This window comes from Ramlibacter sp. (genome assembly GCF_035706265.1).
Classification (GTDB): Bacteria; Pseudomonadota; Gammaproteobacteria; order Burkholderiales; family Burkholderiaceae_C; genus Ramlibacter.
Genome location: NZ_DASSVG010000288.1, coordinates 1 through 3,142 on the forward strand (window position 1 = coordinate 1; position 3,142 = coordinate 3,142).

Here is a 3,142-nt window from a genome sequence, read left to right on the forward strand (position 1 = left end):
CTGTTCCCGTTCCTCTTCATCACGATCGCCTGCGGCGCCGTCTCCGGCTTCCACGCGCTGATCTCCTCGGGCACCACGCCCAAGATGGTGGAAAAGGAGTCGCACATGCCGCTGGTGGGCTTCGCCGGCATGCTGACCGAGTCCTTCGTCGCGCTGATGGCGATCACCGCCGCCTGCGTGCTCGAGCCGGGCATCTACTTCGCGATGAACGCGCCGGCCGCCGTCGTGGGCAACACGCCGCTGCAGGCCGCGCAGGTGATCTCCAGCTGGGGCTTCACGATCACGCCGGAGGCGATTACGCAGATGGCCAGGGATATCGGCGAGAGCACGATCCTGGCCCGCGCCGGCGGCGCGCCTACGCTCGCGGTGGGCATGGCGCACATCCTGGGCACCGCCCTCGGTGGCCAGGCGATGATGGCCTTCTGGTACCACTTCGCGATCCTGTTCGAGGCCCTGTTCATCCTGACCGCGGTCGACGCTGGCACCCGTGTGGGCCGCTTCATGATCCAGGACATGCTGGGGCACGTGTACAAGCCGCTCGGCGACACGGACAACCTGGGCGCCAACCTGTTCGCCACGGCGCTGTGCGTGGGGCTGTGGGGCTGGTTCCTGTACCAGGGCGTGGTGGACCCGTTGGGCGGCATCAACAGCCTCTGGCAGCTGTTCGGCGTGGGCAACCAGATGCTGGCCGGCATCGCGCTGCTGCTGTGCACCACCGTGCTGGTGAAGATGAAGCGCGAGAAGTACGTCTGGGTGACGCTGGTGCCGACGGCCTGGCTGCTGGTGACGACGCTCACGGCGGGCGTGCAGAAGGTGTTCCATCCGGATCCGAAGATCGGCTTCCTCGCACTGGCCCACAAGTTCAGCGACGCGGCGGAACAGGGCAAGGTGCTGGCGCCGGCCAAGTCGATCGCCGAGATGCAGCGCGTGGCCTTCAACAACTACGTCGACGCGGTGGTGTGCGGGGTGTTCGTGCTGCTGGTGCTGGCGATGTGCTTCTTCGCCGCGCGCACGTGCCTGAAGGCGCTGCGCGAGTCGCGGCCGACCGCGCGCGAGATCCCGTCGTCCTTCGCGCCCGCTGGAGGCGGCGAATGACTCCGCAGGAAAGCGGGAGATTCCAGCGCTGGCAGGCGTTCTGCGGCGCCTGCCGCCAGGTGTTCGGAATGCCGGACTACGAGCGCTACCTGGCGCACGCGGCGGCGACGCATCCTGGGCAGCCGGTGATGACGCGTGAAGCATACAGCGCGTGGGCGATCGAGCGGCGCTATGGGGGGGCTAGCAGCGGCCGATGCTGCTGATGTCCTGCGCCGCAGTCCCAGACAGGCCGGTGCATCCGGCCTGTCTCTTCAGGTGTCACTCGATGAGAATGGTCCTGGCCAACTCGTCCGGGGGTTGGGCGAGTGTCCTCGCAATCACGAGCTCCACGCCGGATACCGTGCTGGTCACCGTGCCCGTCCACGTGGTGGGCGTTTGCGTGATGTTCGCAAAGCTGCTCACCTGTAAGTTGTTGTCCCACTGCACGGGCTCCGAGGCTTCGACGGTGACCACGGAACCCTGGTGCGCACGCGGGAAGTTCCCGCTGTCGTCGATCGCGAGAAGCACGCCGTCGATTCTGACCGTGAGTGTCAACCCCTGCTGCACCGTGACCTCATAGGGCAGTTCGCGAACGACACTGACTGGTTGCTCCGAGGTGCACGGAATTACGGAGCACAGCCGGAATCGAAGGATGCCGGTGTACTTGCCGGGCGGGAACTTCGCCTTCACCGGCACCTCGACTTCGAACCTGTCTGCGCTGGTCAAGCTCCATCTGACCTCGCCCGCCTCGAAGGGACCGTCCGCGGCCTCCTGAACCACGACACTGGTGTTCGGCGGCAAGCCCGCAGTCTCCCCCGATAGCGTCAGGATCGGGCTATTTTCGGTTGAACGCACCGTCGCGACGACGGTGGCCTGGTCGCCCGCGAAACCGGGCGTATCGTCCGCGCCGCCGCCACCGCCGCCGCCGCCGCCGCCGCCGCCGCCGCCGCCGCACGCAGTAACGCAAGCGATGAGGCCCGTCATCGCCACAGCGGCCATCTTCCTGCCCAGGTTCATGAGACTTGCTCTCCTCGAATTGCCGCAGCGGGTGTCGCGCGACTGAGCAGCGAGTCTCGTCGCATACCGCGCCTCCGGGCTGTCGCGCAATGCACGCCGCAGGAGTGATGTAGTGCACGAGGCCAGGGGCGAGCGCTCCCCAGGCAGTTGCCGATGATCGCCGCTCCGGAATGCGGTGAATAACATAGAAAAAAGCCCCGACCTTGCGATCGGGGCTGCAGTGCGCGGGTTTTTAGCGCGTTCTTGTTTCGAGACGGATGTTGTTCTTCTTCGTCGTGATTCTTCTTATTTCTTCCGGAGGTATTTTCGCAGGGCCGCCATCTCGGCGGCGGCCACGGCCAGTTCGGACTGGGCGCGGGCCATGTCGATTTCGCTCTTGGCGTTGCGCAGGGCCTCTTCGGCCGCGCGCTTCGCCTCGTTGGCCTTCTCTTCGTCCAGGTCCTTGCCGCGGATGGCGGTGTCGGACAGCACGGTCACGCGGTTCGGCTGGACCTCGAGGATGCCGCCGGCCACGAAGATGAACTCCTCGTTGCCGTCGGCCCGCTCGATGCGCACCGAGCCGGGCTTCACGCGCGTGATCAGCGGTGTGTGCCGCGGATAGATGCCCAGCTCGCCGGCCTCCCCGGGCAGCGCGACGAAGCGCGCCTCGCCCGAGAAGATCGACTCCTCGGCACTCACCACGTCGACGTGGATGGTGTGGGCGGTGTCCACCATGGCTCAGGCCGCCAGCTTCTTGGCCTTCTCGAAGGCTTCGTCGATGGTGCCGACCATGTAGAAGGCCTGCTCGGGCAGGTGGTCGCACTCGCCGGCCACGATCATCTTGAAGCCGCGGATCGTCTCGGCCAGCGGCACGTACTTGCCGGGCGTGCCCGTGAACACTTCGGCCACGTGGAAGGGCTGCGACAGGAAACGCTGGATCTTGCGGGCGCGGGCCACGGCCAGCTTGTCTTCCGGCGACAGTTCGTCCATGCCCAGGATGGCGATGATGTCGCGCAGTTCCTTGTAGCGCTGCAGGGTGGCCTGCACGGCGCGCGTGGTGCCGTAGTGGTCT

Annotated in this window: 4 protein-coding genes and 1 pseudogene; 2 read left to right on the top strand and 3 right to left on the bottom strand. The window is 66.6% G+C overall.

What is annotated here, in order from left to right:
• Positions 1–1,095: carbon starvation CstA family protein (locus VFM98_RS10560; protein WP_325109881.1), on the top strand; the 1,095-nt coding region annotated here is incomplete at its 5' end.
• Positions 1,092–1,298: a YbdD/YjiX family protein gene (locus tag VFM98_RS10565; RefSeq protein ID WP_325109882.1), complete on the top strand. Its 207-nt coding sequence runs from the start codon at positions 1,092–1,094 to the stop codon at positions 1,296–1,298. The genes VFM98_RS10560 and VFM98_RS10565, both read left to right, overlap by 4 nt.
• Positions 1,299–1,353: 55 nt before the next feature.
• Here VFM98_RS10565 and VFM98_RS10570 read toward each other — a convergent pair whose 3' ends face one another.
• From VFM98_RS10570 to VFM98_RS10580, 3 genes and pseudogenes are all read right to left on the bottom strand, one after another.
• Positions 1,354–2,091, bottom strand: coding sequence for a hypothetical protein (locus VFM98_RS10570; RefSeq protein ID WP_325109883.1), 738 nt, complete (start codon positions 2,089–2,091; stop codon positions 1,354–1,356).
• A gap of 285 nt (positions 2,092–2,376) precedes the next feature.
• Complete coding sequence (locus VFM98_RS10575; protein WP_325109884.1) at positions 2,377–2,805, bottom strand: F0F1 ATP synthase subunit epsilon; 429 nt, start codon at positions 2,803–2,805, stop codon at positions 2,377–2,379.
• 3 nt (positions 2,806–2,808) lie between these two features.
• Positions 2,809–3,142: pseudogene (locus VFM98_RS10580) on the bottom strand (F0F1 ATP synthase subunit beta); the annotation flags it as partial.